Source organism: Gottfriedia acidiceleris (assembly GCF_002128425.1).
Lineage (GTDB): Bacteria > Bacillota > Bacilli > Bacillales > Bacillaceae_G > Gottfriedia > Gottfriedia acidiceleris.
The window spans coordinates 14,458-31,467 of the sequence record NZ_NESS01000009.1; the positions used below are offsets into that span (position 1 = coordinate 14,458).

A 17,010-nucleotide genomic window follows, 5' to 3' on the forward strand; every position below is an offset into this window, starting at 1 on the left:
GTGTGTTGAAATATATTGTCGTCAATATAAAAAATACGAACATTTAATGATATTCGATGCAATTTGCAATATTTTTAAATATGATCTTTTAACCGTCTCTTATTGATAGATTAAATAACTTTCAAAAATTTAACATAATTAACGTCATTATAATGGCATATAACATTTTTAGGCTCAATATTGATAATGATTTGTAAATTATCTAGATTATTTTTAAGATTATTCTTTTTTATAAAGAAGTTGATTGGAACGAAAGGGTGCTCGACTCCTATGGGATTAGCGGGAAGGCTGAGACCCCACAGGCGCACGCCGAGGAGGCTCAGGTCTCGCCCCATGGAAAGCGAGCACACTGTAGTGGAAATCAAGATCACACAACTTATTTATCAGTGATATAATTCCAACTTAATTGACAAAGGTCTTTTTCAACAGCATGAAAACGTCGGGTCTAATGATCCGACGTTTTTTATGTTGTTTTGTCTTTAGTGACTCATGTACCGTTTCAAATTATTTTGCCGGTTATTTTATTCGTGACTTTAAAGATTTTAGAAAAAGTTATCTCTTTCTTAGTTTCACAAACATTGTTAGTCCAAAATAGAGAATGAAATAAAAAATTAAAATTTTATCAAGAGTCATAAAACCAACTTTATTATATAATAAATCGCTAAAATTAAATAATGTAGATCATATCCTTGTAATAATGTAAGTCCGTAAAAAATCAAGAAACAAAAAAGAAAACAAAATAAAATTCAATAATTCTTTCATTCTTAACACTGCTTTTTTGAAACTTATGAGAAATTCTAAAGTTTTAATCTTTAGGATTTTTAAATTAATTTTTGTGTTCTGTCTTGTATTTTATTAGGAAATTTAAAGTAAACTGTAATAGAAAGAAACTAATTCAAAAATCTTCAATATAAAATTGATTATTAAAGTAAAAAAGTCTAAGAATTATTAGTAGAAAATATTTTACTCCCTAATTTATTTAGTAGATTAGCCGTCTCTAAACTTGTACATATTCATAAATTAAAAAGTGGATAAGTATTATTTGGGAGGAATCATTTTGGACGCTTTTTTTAATGATTTAGTAAAAAAAGTTATTGCAAATTACCCATTAGAAGTAAAACATAGAACTTTAGAATACATTGATGAAAAAAAAGCTGAGTGGCCCATTGATACAAATATCGGTGAAGTATTATTGAAGAAAGTTTTAATTGATGAAAGGTATATTGAATTTATGATCTATGCAATTGACTATCTTAGAGATAATGGCGTATTTACACCAGAGGTATTAACAGCTAAATTAGGTGACGGTTTTGTAAGAATGGAAGATGAATATTTTATGTTATTTGAAGCTGTTAATGGAAAGAGTCCAAATTTTGAGAGTGAAGAAGATCTTATCTTGTTGATGAATGGGATTGCTTCTTTTCATAAAGCTTCAATAGGTATTGAATTAACAAATGAGAACGTTTCATCCATTCAAACAAATTGGAAAAATGAATTACAAACTAAATTTATAAAATTAACAAAATGGAAAGAAGAGCGAGCAAAGATAAAGCATCAAAATGAAATCGATAAGTTGTTTTTAAAAAATATAAATATGCTTTTAATGCAATGTGAAAAAGCTTTAGCAATAATTGATAAATATTATATAGCAGAAGTGGGAGAAGAGACCGCGAAAACATTATGCTACCAAAATTTTGATGTAAAAGATCTTACAATTGGAGAAGACGGGAATTTATATTTCTTAAATATGAGTTCATTAAAAATCGAATTGCCGATTCATGATATGAGAAGAATTTTAAATATCGTAATGAAAGAAGAACAAAATTGGAATCCAAAGTTAATGAAGAAAATAATTATCGCATATCAGGAGATGAATCCGCTATCATGTTCGCAGTACCAGTTACTTAAAGCTGATTTATTATTTCCTCATTTATTTTATGACATATATTCTACACATTACGAAAGTAAGGAATCACTTTTGGAGGATCCTAGTCTAGTATTAAAAATGAAAAAAATAATTACATTGGAATTAAGTAAAGAACGAATAATTTCTAACGTGTTATTACAAACAAATGAAGTACTAAAACTAAAACCTTAAAAATGATAAAGCTCAAATCCTGTTAGTTTATGGATTCGAGCCTTATTTTTTATTTGTTTTTTTTCTTTCCGATCATTCCATAGTCTCTTATTATAATATTAACATCGTAGTTTATTTTAGCTTTACTAAATCGTTCATCCCAATTCTTACTCATTTTTTTCCACTTTTTTGGGTATTGAATTCTTACTTCGTTTCCAAATCCAGCAACATCTGTTTTATAATCATTTTGAAGCTTGTTTGTAACATTTTCTACTATTTTTGTAACTTCCTCTTCAGTTGCTTTTTGGATTCTTTTAAGAGTTTTCTCTTGAAATGCAGGTCTTAATTTGGGATTCCAATATTCTGCAATTCTTCCTTCAGACTCAATTTTTACGTCGAAAGAGATTTTGTCACCTTTTATATGAGGTGTCACTTTACTTTTAACCGATTCAATTTGAAACCAAGTCGGACCATCAGATTTTTTTGTGTAAGCCTTAACTGCTCCGCCTCTACCTTGTGCAGTGATCCAATTAATCCCTTCTACTTCTTGTGTATTAAGAGTGCCAATCATTTTATTTTTCTTACCGTTAAAAATTGCACCGCCAGAAAATTTAGCACCTTTATCTGTGGTTTCTAATAATTGGAGGAGGAAGCTAGAACCAGAGTTCATTAATCCACCTATTTTTATTAAAGGTGTTTTGCTGACAATTTCTGAAGTCAATGATTTATTAGCAATTTCAACGATCCGTAATGAAGGGATGACATTTGGTTCCTTCGATTCTAGTGCTTCTGTAGCTTTGCCTTTTGAAATGAAAATCAGAGTACTCCCTCGAATATCTATATCTCGAAAATACAAATCGGTCAGCTCACGTAGCTTTATTTCTCTAGCAAGTTCTTCGCTAATTACAACACATTTTTGATGCGCCCCAAAAATGTATCCTTCCCTACTTAAAGTTGTTTCCCATCCAGAAGGTTCTAACGAAATGCCTTCCCCGATTACATTTATATAAGGTTTTGTAGGAACGCCTCCACCTGATTTTGTGGTCATTGCTTCAGGAACAACATATTGAAGAGTCGATTTTAATTTGCCGTTTTCATCTTTATCTATAGAAGAACCGACTATTATGTTTAAGTCCTCAATTGGTTTACTACTCCAGCAACCCGATAATAAAATTAAAAGACTTATATTTAAAATTGAAATGATCAAAGTTCTCTTATACTTACATTTTCTCATTTAATTTTTTCCTCACAAAAGAAATCACTAATAGGAGAATAGGGACAATACCAAATAAATAAAATGCAGTATTTCCGATTCTATCGGCCATTTTTAAAGTTTGATTTATATCTTTAGGAATCATTGAAATAATATAAATAAATGGTAATGTACCAAAGAGGAATGGATTCGAATTTTTTTTATTAAAAATTTGAGCCATTCCAAGGGTGCAAATATAATAGGCAATGATATATGTAGCAAAAATTTGCATAATCCAAATAACTAAAAGTAGTGAGTCAAAACGTTCTACAAATAGACCTTGTATATCGTAGCTGCGAATATAAGTAAGAACGGGCCAAGTTTGCAATAAAACACCATCTACCGAGAAAGCACCGACTACTGCTACCACCGTTATTGTATAAAAAACGAATGGAATACCTATTCCTAACATAATTGTTTTTGATACTTTCTTTTTATCCTTCATAAACATAAAGATAAATAAAATCACTTCAAAACCTGAAAAAGAAAGGGAAGTTGTTTTGAGTCCATTAAAGACAGGTTTAATTCCATTTCCTAGTACAGGACGTAGGTTGTCTATTTCAATAATTCCAATTCCTAATAAAATAACTAATAGAAAGAATAATACAGTGATTGGAAAAATAATTTCCAAAATTCTAGCGATTGGGTTAATCCCTCCTAGAACTAAATATAAACCAATCCACAAAAAGGGTATTAAAATAGCCCAAGTAGGAGTGCCTTGTAATAAGAATAATCTAGTAGTTTCTGCCATTACCCGAACCTCTAAAGCTGAAAGGCAAATATAATATATGATGATAATGATACTTAATGAAATACCTAACCATTTACCAATTATTTTTTGATTGAATTGAAAATATGTTTCGTTAGGATATTGTTTACACAACATAACTAGTAAAAAGATTAAACAGGTAATAAGCAAGCCCGAAATAATAACTGATATCCAACCATCTGGCGTTTTTACTTTGTCAGTAATCGTTCTTGGTAATATTAAAATACCTGCACCAAAAATAAAATTTACGATTAGCATCATAGTTTGATGCGCTGATATACGATCAATTGGCTCTGAATTCATAACTTAGTACTCCTCCTTTCATATTCTATTTCATTCTTCTTGTTCTTTTTGCTTGTAGGCTTTTAGGTCGATTTTTCATCATAAATAAAGGAGCTCTTACGATGAAATCTTTCCAATCACTAAATCGAACTGGAGCAACGGGACTTAAGTAAGGAACACCAAAGCTTTTGAGTTTAACTAAATGACTAAATACTAATAGGAAAAATAATATGACTCCATATAAACCAAATACACTTGCAAAAAGCATGGATAAAAAACGAAGCATACGAAGGGCAATTCCTACATTATATTGTGGTAATGTAAATGAGGAAATTGCCGTTACTGCAACTACAATTACCATGATTGTACTTACAATTCCTGCTTCAACTGCGGCTTGGCCAATAATTAATCCTCCAACAATTCCTAAAGATTGCCCAATCGGTTTTGGTAAACGAAGGCCGGCTTCCCTTAATACTTCAATCGAAATTTCCATTATTAGTGCTTCAATTAACGGAGGAAATGGTACGCCACCTCTAGTTGCTGCTATATGAAATACTAGCTTTGTCGGAATTAAGCCTTGATGAAATGAAATAAATGCAATGTATAAAGATGGAGCAAATAAAGCAATAAAACATGAAAGATATCGTAATAATCGAACTAAAGTAGCTGCCAACCATCTTTCATAATAGTCCTCAGGAGATTGTATTAACATCTGAAATGTTACAGGAGCAATTAGTGCAAATGGTGATCCATCTAATAAAATGGCAACTCGACCTTCCATTAAAGCACTCATAACTCGATCAGGACGTTCGGTACTTTGAATCTGAGGAAATGGACTTAAATAATCATCTTCTATTAATTGTTCAATATAACCAGAATCTGGGACTGTATCAATTTCAATTCTTTTAATTCGTTTTTTTACTTCTTCTACAAGTTGAGAATCAGCAAGATTTGTAATGTACGCTATAACTAATTCTTTTTTTGATACTTCTCCTATCTCAAATCCTATAATAGATAAATCTGGAGTTTTTCCAGAACGCCTAAGCAGTGCTGTATTATCAGATAAGTTTTCAACAAAGCCAATTCTTGGTCCACGTACTAGTGCTTCTGAATCTGGTTCTTTAATATCTCTTGATTTTGTTAATGCTTCACCGATTAAAAAGCATCCAGTTATACCATCTATTAATAATGCAATTGAACCAGATAATACTCCCAATTTTAATTTTTTATAAGTATTAACATCTTCAATTGTACAAACAGCAAGTGATTGCTCTTTAATATATTTTTTAATTTCATTTTGTTTAAGAGAGAGTCCATTTGTTTTTTGATCATTTGCAATTGCAGAAAGTCCAGCCATTAACTCGCTCATTATATGAGTTTGAATTAAGTCCGTATCTGATAAACCATCAATAAAAATAAGTGCAAGTTGAATTTCTGTTTCACCTAATAGAAACTCTCTAAATTTCACATCAGAATTATGTCCGATTTCATTAAACATCCGATCCAAATTTACTTGAAGATCACTGGACAAATTCTCATTACTATCTTGAGATTCATTATTTAGAGATTCCGTATTTTCTTGATTAACTTTGGATCTCCACCGCTTCATTTAAATCACTCTTTCTCCATAAAATGAACCCATTTGAAAAATTTTGATAAACCAACAGGAACGATAAAGGTAACAAAAGCTTGGATAAAAATCGGATACTCAGGTATTAGTGAAATAATCTTTTTAAACATTTAATCATCCTCATGTAAAATATAAATAAAGTTTAAAGGTATTATTTCCCATTGTAGGAAAAGAATGCAGAAAGATAGGAAAAGTAATATTCATATTGAAATAAAAACACTAGATAATGAAGCAGTATTTAAATAATTAATCAATTTTAATTAAATAATTGAATATTTCCTATTTTAAAAAAACGGCAAAATAGTATAATAAACCTAATAGATTATGTGCGATATTACCTAATTTTCTATTTTTTATCTAGTTAAAAGGTTGAATGATCAATTAAAAAAGATTATTACCGAGTATGGAGAGGAAAGCTTATGAATCAGATGCTTCTATATGATTTTCTTACATTAATGAAAGACAAAAATTGGAATAAAGCTGATTTAGCTAAATGCTCTGGAATCCATATTAGTGATATTAGTAGAGTTTTTAATAATAAAAAGCCACTATCTTTGCATTATTTAGATGCAATTACAGAGGCGTTCGGTTTGGCAGAAGGTCATTTTTACTCGAGCTATACACAATTATGTTTTAATCAGAATCGATATTTAGATAAACGAAGAAGTGTAGCGTTTATTTATAAATGTGCAATAAATGGATTTAAAAAAGAGTTAAACTTTATCATTTCTGAAATGTTAGAGGAAAAATCAAAGACAATACGGACTAAAAATTTACAAAATTTATTTGAGATTGCTGAAAAGTTATTTGCTGAAGGGAAAGAGAAAGAGGCGTTGCCTTTATATGAAATCATTATTCATCACATGCCAGATCAAACCGCAGAGGAAGTTGCTATTAGTTATTTTAGAAAGTACTATTTAATTAGATTAACAGAGGAAGGACCAGCTACTCTTGTCCATGTATTAGAATATGTGAGTTATATGCCAGATGATTTTCAGGAATTAACAATTTTATGGATTACGGCCACTTACTATATGTTAAAACAATGGGACAAAGTCCTTCATTATGCTAAGCGATTAGAAAAAATGGCAAAAAATGAAAAGCATTTTGGCTACGCATTAGTATATCAAGGTTTCGCTTTAAATAGGTTAAGTAATTCTTTAGATGAAGTGCTAGATATAATTAAAAAGTATAGTAAAATAAATGATTTTTTTGCAGAGGCTGCAATCGGTAATCGTTATGTTACATTACTTGATTTTGAAGAATTACATTATGTTGATGAATATTATGATTGGATTAAAGATCGAGATGATCTATATGTAGGAATTCCGAGAATTATAGAATCCTTTGTAAAATTAGGTAGATTGGAAGAAGCTTCGGCGTTAATCAATCTCCATGAAAATGTAATTAATGAAATGGCAAATAGTTCAAATTTATATAAACAGCAATTGTATTTGGACTTCTGCTACGCACAATCACTTTTAAAATGTGAAACTAAGCAATATATTGAAGGGTTAAATGAATTAATAAAGGTAGCTCGAAAAGTAAAGAATGCAGGAATAATAGAAAAATTTAAAATTTGCCTATTATCAATTTGGCACTATAGAGATCATTTAACAGATCAATTAAATGAAGATTATATCCAAATGTTAAGTGACGATCGGAATCGGACGAGTAATTTGTATGTAATGAGCCCATAAAACGGGCTTCTTTTTTTGCCATCAAACAGCAATTGAATTACTTAAAGCAAAATCCAACTGTTAACACCTAATAATAAATATTAATCGAAAACATTAGAAAGAGTTAAGAGTGCATTAGGAATTAGGTAATTTAGTTTGGGATCCAAAAAGTACTAATAACCACAAGGGAAATTGCAATCCTTGTGGTTATTTAAATTTCTAGATTGATTTTTAAATAGCTTTAGTTTATCTTTTTATACTCCTTAAACCATTCGACGAATTTAGCAATCCCATTTTCAATTGAAGTAGTTGGGCTAAAGTGTATGTCATTTACGAGCTGATTAATATCTGCATATGTTTCAAGTACTTCCCCAGTAACCATCGGCAATAATCGAATATTTGCTTTTATACCTAGTTGCTCTTCTAAAACCTCGATAAAATAGTTTAATTTCACGGGGCTATTGTTACCGATATTATAAAGCTTATAATACGAAGACGATTCATTTGGTGGTCCATTTTTAATGATTCTTACAATCGATTCAACAACATCATCAATATAAGTAAAATCTCGTTTCATATTTCCATAATTATAAACCTCTATTGGTTGTCCGTTAACGATTGAATTTGCAAATTTAAACAGTGCCATATCTGGTCTACCCCACGGTCCGTAAACAGTAAAAAAACGTAATCCAGTAGTAGGTAAATTAAACGTATGACTATATGAATGTGCCATTAATTCATTTGCTTTTTTTGTAGCTGCATATAAACTAATTGGTTCATCAACTCGATCGCTAATCGAAGAAGGAGTTTTTTTGTTATTGCCGTAAACAGAGCTTGAAGAGGCATATATGAGGTGTTTAATTTGATGGTTTTTACAACACTCTAAAATATTAGCAAAACCTACAAGGTTTGATTGGATATATGAACCTGGATTTTCTAAACTATATCTCACTCCAGCCTGTGCTGCTAAATTAATGACAAGATCGAAATTATTTTGTACAAAGAGATCTTCTAGTAGTTCCAAATTATCTATTGAGCCATTTATGAAACTAAAGTGTTTATATTTTTTTAAAAGATCCAATCTATCATATTTTAGACGTCTATCATAGTAATCATTTATATTATCAATTCCGATGATCTGAGAACCTTGTTCTAATAGTCGCCGACTTAGATGAAATCCAATAAATCCGGCACACCCAGTAATTAAGATGCGCTTAGTATCAGCTTTTTTAATGTTAAAAACCTCCTTATTTAACAAGAGTTGCAATATCATATGATGGATAAATCGACAAAGTTCGAATCCAAATCGAAATATGTATTTAACTAGATTAGAAGAAAATACTTTTTTAATAGAATACACATATACCCTCACAATACTTGGACAAAATCATATTATTACATTAGGTCTAATCACATTTAGAGCAAAAAAATAAATAAGCAACCATATATTACATTTCATTAAAAAGAAATGTGAATTTTTTTATGGGCTCTAAAAAGTAGGAGGGAGAAATTGAATAATATAATAATTGAGCCTTGGATCGTCGATGAGCTTATTCATGATGAATTCTATGTGCCTGAATATATTGAAAAAATTGGACTTGAAGTACTAAAGTTTTATGACCTTCAAGTAAATAGCATGCAAGTCATCACTACTAAAGCCGACAAAGGTGGAGCAATTTGGAAAATTGAAACGAACGATGGACCAAAAAGCTTTAAGCTTTTACACAGAAGACCTACGAGAAGTATGTTTAGTTTAGGAGCTCAGAAGTATTTAGTAGAAGTGCAAAAGGCAAGAGTTCCAGCAATCGTTCGAACTAGAGATGGCGAGGAATATGTAGAAGCTGGTGGAAAGCTATGGTTCGTTGCAGAATGGATAGAAGAATTGGCACCTGTTTCTAAAGATTTAGAAGGTGCTAAGCAGTTATGTTATGCACTTGGTGAGTTTCATCATTTAAGTAAAGGGTATGTACCACCGATTCAAGCAGAAATTGCATCAAGATTGCACAAATGGCCAAAAAGTTATGAAAAAATATATAACAAAATGAATTGGTTCAGAACGATTGCCTTAGCTTATGAAGAAATGCCTGCTAGTCAGGATTTATTAAATGTAGTAGATACATTTCAAGAACAAGCAAGAAAGAGTATGGAAGACCTAAATAATTCTAGTTACTTTAATATGGTGAATGAAGGTAACGCAAGTTGGGGCTTAGTTCACCAAGATTACGGATGGTCAAATGGTCAAATGGGTCCAAATGGAATGTGGATCATTGATTTAGACGGGGTTGCATATGATTTGCCAATTCGTGATCTTAGAAAACTAATATCTGGTACAATGTCTGATTTATTTGCTTGGGATGCTACATGGGTAAGGGAAATGATTAACGCATATCACGAAGCAAATCCAATCTCGAAAGAATTATATGAAGTATTAATGATTGATTTTGCAATGCCAAATGAATTCTATAAAAACATTAAAGAAGTACTATATGAACCAGAATTATTTTTAGGCGAAACGACTAAACAATTAATTCAATCAATCGTTGACTTAGAGCAGTCAAAGTGGGCAACATTGAATGAAGTTCGCAACGACTGGAGTGGAAAAGAATGAAAATATTAATGGTATGTACAGAAAACCTACCAGTACCTCCAGTTTTAGGTGGTGCGATTCAGACTTATATAGCAGGTAGTTTACCTTATTTAAGTAAAGTACACGATATAACAGTATTAGGTGTTAATGATCCATCATTACCAGATGAAGAAACAATCGACGGTGTAAATTATGTACGTGTTCCAGGGAAAGTATTAGAACTATATCGTGAAGGTGTAGTTCAATACATTAAAGGAAATCAATTTGATTTAATCCACATTTTTAACAGACCACGTCTTGTACTTCCGATTAGAAAAGTAGCACCAAAATCAAAAATCACATTAAGCATGCATAATGATATGTTTAATATTGGGAAAATCGCTGTTGATGAAGCGAATATGGTATTAGAAGAAGTTTCCAGTATTGTTACGGTAAGTGATTATGTAGGAAATGTCATTCGTGAACTTTATCCTCAAAGTGCAAATAAAATCAGAACAATCTACTCAGGTGTTGATTCTGACCGTTTCTTACCTGGAAATGATTCAAAAATGATTAGTACGAGAAATACACTTAGAAAAGAGTTTGGCTTAGAAAATAAAACGGTTATTTTATTTGCAGGAAGACTTTCAGAAAACAAAGGCGTAGACCGTCTAATAAGAGCATTACCAACACTTTCAAAAACCTTCAAAGATTTAGCTTTAGTCATCGTAGGAAGCAATTGGTTTAGTCAAAATAATGTTACGGACTATGTTGCCTATATTCGAGCTATAGCAAAAAAACAAGATGTACCAATTATTACAACAGGGTTTGTATCACCTTTTGAAATACACAACTGGTTTGCTGTAGCCGATTTATTTGTATGTACTTCATTATGGCAAGAGCCACTTGCAAGGGTTCACTATGAAGCGATGGCAGCTGGACTTCCAATTGTAACAACTGCTCGAGGGGGGAATCCTGAAGTCATTATTCCAGGTGAGAATGGATTAATCGTAGAAAATCCAGTCGATCCAAATGAATTCGCTACCAAAATCACAGAAATATTATCAAATAAAACTTTAATGAAGAATATGGGAAGAAAAGGTAGAGAACTTGCAGTTACTAAGTATTTATGGAGTCGTGTAGCGAATGAAATTCTATCTGCATGGAGCCAAACTGAATATGCTTCATCTATTTCTCCAGAACAATTAGAACAATATGAACCTCAAACATTATTTAAAACTGCAGTACAAAATACACAGTTGATCGAAACTAATAACAATGTATCTGAAGTATTAGAACAACCAACAACAGAAATCATTGAAGTAAAAGAGCCAACTGTTGAATCAAAAGTAGAAGAATCAGAAACTCTAACTCAGACTGAAACAGAACCAATGGAAAAAATCCTAGTTGAAAAAGCTAAATTAGTTCCAAGAGATAATGTAGTCGTAAAAATTGAGGATTATACCGCTAATACTAATCCAAGGGTATTAAAACGAATTAGAAGAGTAACTGATCAGGTTGTAAATAATGTAAATTCAAACTCAAACCCATACCCAAACCCATATGCAAATGAAGTAAGAAGGGTAGGAAATGGATCTAACAATCAATCTAATCAAGTTAATTCAGAACCTTTTGCATTAAAGAGAATTACAAGCGTCACTGAATTATATAGAAACAGAAATCGATAAAAATTTTCATATTATGGAAATTGTCTAAATAGAAAGAGGCTGTCTCATAAGGTTAAGGACTTTTGAGATAAGCCTTTTTTAGTTTGAAAATTGAAAGTCGATACCATGAACGATTAACATGGCTAAATTAATGCTTGAGCCGGCTAAATTAACGCTAAAACTTGTGTAATGAATGCCAATACCATGAATGGTAAACATGGTTAATTAAAGCTTAAACCGCCTTAATCAACGCTCATCCTAGTGCAATGAATGACTATACCGTGAATGGAAAATCTGTCTTAAATAATGCTAAATGGCTCAATTAATTTTCATGCCGACGCAATTAATCTTCAAATCGCCTAATGAATGTCAGACCGAAGTATTTAATACCAAAACACGAATTATATAGTACAAAACTAGTTCAAATAACACGGAAAATCTCTCAAATATATTTATATTGGTGCATGATTTCCTATAAATATTTCCTTGTAATAGATTGTTCCAGTGTTCTTATTTAAAAAAACTGAAGGTCAAAAAAAGCTAGTTATTATGTTCTAAACTTTCTAAACATAATAGGTATATATGGTGACAAGTCCTCCTTAAATTACATATAAAGTAGAATGAACAAAAGTTTGGAGGCAAGTTTAATGAAAATCCGCAAGGCTATAATTCCCGCTGCTGGTCTCGGGACTCGTTTTTTGCCGGCAACAAAAGCGTTGCCAAAAGAAATGTTACCTATAGTTGATAAACCAACTATTCAATATATCGTTGAAGAAGCTGTTGCTTCCGGCATTGAGGAAATCATTATTATTAGTGGTAGAGGCAAACGTGCAATTGAGGATCATTTTGATAAATCATATGAATTAGAAGAATCATTATCTCGAAAAAACAAGCTAACTGTTTTAGAAGAAATGCAGAAAATATCCAATATGGTGAAAATCTTTTATGTGCGTCAGAAGGAACCGAAAGGATTAGGAGATGCAATATTATGTGCTAAGAGTTTTATAGGAGATGAACCGTTTGCTGTTTTGTTAGGGGATGACATCGTTATGTCCAAAACACCTTGCTTACAGCAAATTATTAATGTTTACGAGAAATATAATGCCCCAGTTATTGCTGTTCAGACTGTACCTGATCAAGAAGTAAGTAAATATGGCGTTATTAAACAAAAAGAAAGTACTTACGATACAAATACAAACCTATTTCAAGTTGAGTGTCTAGTAGAAAAACCAAAATTGAAAGATGCCCCATCAAATTATGCAATTATGGGACGATACATTCTTACTCCAGAGATTTTCGATATTTTATCAACACTTTCTGTTGGACAAGGATGCGAATTGCAATTAACTGATGCGATTAATGAATTAAATAAAGATCAGTCTGTCCTAGCATTTAATTTCGAGGGGAAACGTTATGATATTGGAAATAAAATCGGATTCATAATGGCTACGATTGATTTTGCGATTAATAGAGAAGATATAAAAGATGAAGTGATTGCTTTTTTAAATGAGGTCATATCAAATAATGCTCTAAATATGAATATTCAGGAAGTGGATTAACTTGAAAATTTCTATATTAGGTACGGGCTATGTAGGTTTAACAACAGGAGTCTGTTTGGCAGAGATTGGTCACACAGTAACATGTATTGATATAAATGAACTTAAAATTAATAATTTATATGCAGGTATTTCGCCAATATATGAACCAGGGATAGAAGAATTAATAACTAGAAATATAGAGTTAGGAAAATTATTTTTCACAACCTCATATGATAAAGGCTTAGAAGATGCAAGTGTTATTGTAATTGCAGTAGGTACCCCTCAAAGAGAAGATGGGGCAGCAGATTTATCCTATCTTGAAAGTGCAGCGATTGATATTGCGAAAAATATTAAACAAGATGTAATTGTTGCTATTAAAAGCACGGTTCCGGTTGGAACGAATGAAAACGTAAAGGAAATTATTCAACAAAATTGTAGCAAAGATATTGTAGTTGACGTGGTCTCAAATCCTGAGTTCCTTAGACAAGGTTCTGCAATAAAGGATACGATGGAAGCAGATCGAATCATTATTGGTAGCAATAATCAAGAGTCTGCTAGAATTGTTGAAGAAATGTATAAACCGTTAAATGTACCAATCTTAATTACTAGTATTCGAAGTGCAGAAATGATTAAATATGCATCCAACGCATTTTTAGCTAGTAAAATAAGTTATATAAATAAAATTGCAAATCTTTGTGAAGCACTCGGTGCAAATGTTGAAGATGTGGCAAAAGGAATGGGTAAAGATAAACGAATCGGTGAAGCATTTTTATACGCAGGAATAGGTTATGGCGGTTCTTGTTTCCCAAAGGATGTTAAAGCATTACTGCATACAGCCGAATTAAATGGGATTGAATTTAGTTTTTTAAAGGAAACGATTTCGATAAATAATTTTCAACGCGAATTGCTCGTTAAGAAAGCTATTGAACGATTTGGTATATTAAAAGGGAAAAAGATTGCATGTCTAGGATTATCTTTTAAACCAGATACAGACGATATGAGAGAAGCACCTTCTATTAATATTATAAATTCTTTAACTAAATTAGGAGCAGAAGTAATTGCATATGACCCTGTTGCAATTGAAAACGCAAAAAAAAATCTAGGTAGCAATATTACGTTTGCTAGCTCAATAAATGAGTGTGTAACGGATACAGATGCAATTTTTATTGTTACTGAGTGGAGAGAATTTAGAGAACTTGACTTACCTAGCATACTAAATAAAATGAAGAATCCAATCATCTTTGACGGAAGAAACTGTATAAAGGAAGACAGAGTAAGAGATTGTGAGAAAATAGAATATTACCCAGTTGGTAAACCGTCTATCATTAAATAGAATAATTAAAAAGAAAAAACGACTTTCAATATAAATTGAAGTCGTTTTCGTGTTTTAAACAAAGTTAAAAAACTTGATTTTCAGACAGGACTGAAACGACTTTCAAACTAATTTGAAGTCGTTTTTATCTTATTTAGTCACAATTCTACTCATTTTGTTCATGTAATGGACGGTAAATCGTTTTGACAAATTTATGTTTAAGATAAGGGAGAATTTTTTTTCTACGATTTACTAATCTGCCTACAATTGCCTTTTTGTCTTCCTTTGATAATAACCAATCATCAGGTATTACTTCTACTATTTCTTCTAAAAGCAGTACCGGAAATCTTTGGATGATCTGCAGTTGTTCATTAAATTCTTCTTCACTATTTATATATTGGGACATGAATTGATGAGTTGAACTTTTCATTATATTTTGAGGCAAAGTTTCTAACTCCGAAGTTAACCAGCTATAGGAGCCAAATGCTTCAGCATGGTCAATGATCCAAAGTTTAAATTGATCTAAACTTTCTTCGCGAAGTAAAATATTTTTTCGAGTACGATCACCATTACATAGCCAATAATCAAATAAAATGATTCCAGCAAGCTGATTGTTATTTAAAATATTAGGAACTGATACAACTTGGTGACCATTTAACGTTTCAGGTACATATAAAGAAGCAAATTGAAACTTTGACTGCCTGACGTTTTCCATATCTATATCCGGTATTGTACTTGAAAATTCTTCAGGAATCGAAACGATTTGAGCAAAAGGAACTGGTAAATCTAAAAATCTAGCAATGCAATAGGCAACCCATTCGTTTGGTAATGTTTTCTCAAATCCAGACTGAAAATATTTCACAACATAATCTCTACCATCACTAAAGGTAATTAAATGAGCATTTGATTTTCCTTCTAGTTTTTTAATATAGGAAACTGGTTCAATCATTTTGAATCACATCACTATTCGTATTACCAATTTTTAACAGATATTCTCGATAAATATCGGCAACTTTTTGAATAGCAAAGTTTTGCTCAACATGTTTGATGGCATTTTGTGAGAGCTTTTGATGAAGTTTTTGATTATCAACGATCGAATAAATCTTCTTTACAGCATCCTGTACATCATGTCCTCGAAAAAGCATACCTGTTTCACCTTGGAGAACGATTTCCGAAATAGGCATTATATTAGAAGCAACAACAGGGACCCCACATGCCATAGATTCAATAAAAGTATTTCCAAATGATTCAACTTTTGTGGTTGCGATCGTGCAACCACCAGATTGAAGCACTTTTGCGTATACATGGGGCATTTGTTGATAAGGAATGACAGGAAACCATTTGATAATATCGGTTAGACCTTCTTCCTTCCAAATTAAAGAAAAATCCTCTCGCTGAACACTTTGAGCTCCTCCAATTAACCAGATTTCAATATCCGACCGTTCACTTTTTATCAATTTTGCAACTTCGATTAACATTGGCCAATTTTTACGTTTATCCACTCTACCGATACAGCACACAATTTTTTTATTGTTTGGTAGGATTGGAATATTTTCGTATGCGATTTCATCTTGTGTTAATGGATGGAAAAATGATGTGTCAACACCATTGTAGATTACTTTAATGGGGATATTATCTGTTAAGATGGAGACTAATCTTTTTTGATAATTTGATGGAACAATAATCGAAACAGGTTCAATCGATCTGAATTTCTTTAAATGAGGCTGTAGTTTCATAAGCTCGGGCGTACGTGCTTCTACAATAACTGGACCTTTATATTTAGCTTTTTGTAACCACTTATACGCTGATCCCGTATCTACTACAATGATTGCGTCATATGCATTGTTTTTAATAATATTAATAATTTCATTTTCGTCCTTCGTTAAATAGACCGGTGCAATATCTTCCATTATGTGTAATCCACCATGATCAGTTGTATATAGAAACTCGGTTTGAATTCCAAACTTTTTAAAATAAATTGAACGATTCCTCCAGCCAGCATTTACTCCACCAACTGTTAAGAGACGCCAGATTATTAAGACTTTCAAATTTTCCCCTCCTTAGTTTTAGGGTATACAAATAACTTTTAAACCTATTTGAAAACTTATTGTATACACGATTACGGCTTTTGACCGGATTCAAATTTTGAATAGTAGTCCTATTTTAGTTAATTCAAATTGAGGTAAATTGTAAGGGCAATTAACTACTAACTACAAATATTTATTAGGTTAAAAGCAG

Annotated in this window: 13 protein-coding genes; 6 read left to right on the forward strand and 7 right to left on the reverse strand. The window is 31.6% G+C overall.

Features of this window, described 5'->3' with window-relative positions:
* Window positions 1-1,057 precede the first annotated feature (1,057 nt).
* Window positions 1,058-2,098, forward strand: coding sequence for a CotS family spore coat protein (locus B6K90_RS16265; protein ID WP_167555402.1), 1,041 nt, complete (start codon window positions 1,058-1,060; stop codon window positions 2,096-2,098).
* 49 nt (window positions 2,099-2,147) lie between these two features.
* Here B6K90_RS16265 and B6K90_RS16270 read toward each other — a convergent pair whose 3' ends face one another.
* From B6K90_RS16270 to B6K90_RS24375, 4 genes are read right to left on the reverse strand one after another with little or no spacing between them, the layout of a single operon-like run.
* Window positions 2,148-3,311, reverse strand: coding sequence for a Ger(x)C family spore germination protein (locus B6K90_RS16270; RefSeq protein ID WP_088013821.1), 1,164 nt, complete (start codon window positions 3,309-3,311; stop codon window positions 2,148-2,150).
* A complete protein-coding gene (locus tag B6K90_RS16275; protein WP_088013822.1) occupies window positions 3,298-4,401 on the reverse strand; it encodes a GerAB/ArcD/ProY family transporter in 1,104 nt (367 codons plus the stop codon). The genes B6K90_RS16270 and B6K90_RS16275 overlap by 14 nt, the downstream gene beginning before the upstream one ends.
* 25 nt (window positions 4,402-4,426) lie before the next feature.
* Window positions 4,427-5,989, reverse strand: coding sequence for a spore germination protein (locus B6K90_RS16280; protein ID WP_088013823.1), 1,563 nt, complete (start codon window positions 5,987-5,989; stop codon window positions 4,427-4,429).
* Between the two features lie 5 nt (window positions 5,990-5,994).
* Entirely contained in the window at window positions 5,995-6,120 is a 126-nt protein-coding gene (locus B6K90_RS24375) for a hypothetical protein (RefSeq protein ID WP_088013824.1), read from the reverse strand.
* A gap of 309 nt (window positions 6,121-6,429) precedes the next feature.
* On the opposite strand from B6K90_RS24375, the gene B6K90_RS16290 reads away from it, so the two are divergent.
* On the forward strand, window positions 6,430-7,710 hold the full coding sequence (locus tag B6K90_RS16290) for a helix-turn-helix domain-containing protein (RefSeq protein ID WP_088013825.1): 1,281 nt from the start codon (window positions 6,430-6,432) through the stop codon (window positions 7,708-7,710).
* A 220-nt stretch (window positions 7,711-7,930) separates the two neighbouring features.
* Here B6K90_RS16290 and B6K90_RS16295 read toward each other — a convergent pair whose 3' ends face one another.
* Window positions 7,931-8,962 carry an NAD-dependent epimerase gene (locus B6K90_RS16295; RefSeq protein ID WP_088013932.1) on the reverse strand — a complete coding sequence of 344 codons (1,032 nt, stop codon included), beginning with the start codon at window positions 8,960-8,962 and terminating at the stop codon, window positions 7,931-7,933.
* 237 nt (window positions 8,963-9,199) lie between these two features.
* Between B6K90_RS16295 and B6K90_RS16300 the strand changes: the two genes are divergently transcribed.
* From B6K90_RS16300 to B6K90_RS16315, 4 genes are all read left to right on the forward strand, one after another.
* A complete protein-coding gene (locus B6K90_RS16300; protein WP_088013826.1) occupies window positions 9,200-10,297 on the forward strand; it encodes a CotS family spore coat protein in 1,098 nt (365 codons plus the stop codon).
* Complete coding sequence (locus tag B6K90_RS16305; RefSeq protein ID WP_088013827.1) at window positions 10,294-11,943, forward strand: glycosyltransferase family 4 protein; 1,650 nt, start codon at window positions 10,294-10,296, stop codon at window positions 11,941-11,943. The genes B6K90_RS16300 and B6K90_RS16305 overlap by 4 nt, the downstream gene beginning before the upstream one ends.
* 626 nt (window positions 11,944-12,569) lie before the next feature.
* A complete protein-coding gene (gene galU / locus B6K90_RS16310) occupies window positions 12,570-13,481 on the forward strand; it encodes a UTP--glucose-1-phosphate uridylyltransferase GalU (RefSeq protein ID WP_088013828.1) in 912 nt (303 codons plus the stop codon).
* A gap of 1 nt (window position 13,482) precedes the next feature.
* Window positions 13,483-14,793 (forward strand): UDP-glucose dehydrogenase family protein, encoded by a 1,311-nt coding sequence (locus B6K90_RS16315; RefSeq protein WP_088013829.1) that lies wholly within the window; start codon window positions 13,483-13,485, stop codon window positions 14,791-14,793.
* A 145-nt stretch (window positions 14,794-14,938) separates the two neighbouring features.
* On the opposite strand, the gene B6K90_RS16320 is transcribed toward B6K90_RS16315, so the two are convergent.
* Window positions 14,939-15,721, reverse strand: a complete 783-nt coding sequence (locus tag B6K90_RS16320; RefSeq protein WP_088013830.1) for a HipA family kinase — start codon at window positions 15,719-15,721, stop codon at window positions 14,939-14,941.
* Complete coding sequence (locus B6K90_RS16325) at window positions 15,714-16,820, reverse strand: glycosyltransferase family 4 protein (protein ID WP_088013831.1); 1,107 nt, start codon at window positions 16,818-16,820, stop codon at window positions 15,714-15,716. Before B6K90_RS16325 ends, B6K90_RS16320 begins: the two co-directional genes overlap by 8 nt.
* Window positions 16,821-17,010: the final 190 nt, after the last annotated feature.